1 protein-coding gene is annotated in these 1,040 nt (G+C 39.8%); it reads left to right on the forward strand.

Annotated elements, in window-relative coordinates:
* Window positions 1-376 precede the first annotated feature (376 nt).
* Entirely contained in the window at window positions 377-553 is a 177-nt protein-coding gene (locus ACQR30_RS16470; RefSeq protein WP_429736850.1) for a hypothetical protein, read from the forward strand.
* Window positions 554-1,040: the final 487 nt, after the last annotated feature.

Raw genomic sequence — 1,040 nt, forward strand, 5'->3', positions numbered from 1 at the left:
AGCTGCAAAAATGAAACATGAGGGCTTAAAAGATGGAAGTATTGAGCGGTCTCATTCATTTTCATTAACATACGCCAAAAAAGATGTTAATGAGTCGCAAAAAAACTTAGACTTAGCAAAACGCCTATGGGCTTAATAATTAAAATCATTATGAAACACAGCCCAGATCAACCCGCCGACACGTCCCGCAAGGTTAGGACGTGTCGTTTATCAGACGATGAGTATAATTACCTAACAAGCCGTCACAACGGACTTTCCGCCGCTATCCGCCTACTAACCAAGGGCGGTAAGTATGAGGAGATGGTGAAGGAAAATGAGGCGTTATTAAGACGCTTAGAAGAATTAAACATGATATTAATAACTAACAAATAAAGCGATGAGCAACGTATTAGACATGACAATTGAACAGCTAATGGCTGAATTAAGAGTGACAGAATCATTCACTCAAAGAGGTTTTGAAATTATAACAGCCTTAGAACTAAAAAGAAATGTTGTTTGGAACAACAAAACAAAAGAGTACGAGCCAAAAATGGAGGTTAACCCATGCGTATAAACTCCCTCGCCGAGCGCATCGCCCTCAACCCGCCACGCTCACCAAAGCCGATACTATTTTGGGAATGCCGCCTAAATGGTCGCTGTATAGATACTAATAATTCAATTCGTATATTGCGACATAGAAACTCACACTTAAAAGCTACATACCATGCAATACGCTAAAAACTTCCCTTGGCTACTCATCCTCTGCACCATCTACGCATCTACGGCAATAGTCTGCTTAGCTTTCGCCTTAGTTGTCGGAATCATGCAAATGTAAGCCCAACCAACTTCACACCTATAGCCCGCCCATCAAGCGGGCTTTTTTATGTCAAATTTATCCGTTTGCAAACGTTTGTAGTCGGCTTTTTAAGCAGTTATAAGCAACCAAACTGAAAAGTGGCACTTCTTGTTGTCTTTTCTAAAATAATGCCTTTAAGAGGCTAATAAGTGGATAATTAACCCCAAAATACCACTAAATACCTCAATAATTTACTTTTTAGTCA

It is taken from the genome of Arachidicoccus sp., assembly GCF_050436765.1.
Lineage (GTDB): Bacteria > Bacteroidota > Bacteroidia > Chitinophagales > Chitinophagaceae > Arachidicoccus.

Bases quoted from the DNA above. Each gene is read 5' to 3' on its own strand.
- ACQR30_RS16470 (WP_429736850.1), top strand. From the start codon at position 377: ATGAGCAACGTATTAGACATGACAATTGAACAGCTAATGGCTGAATTA.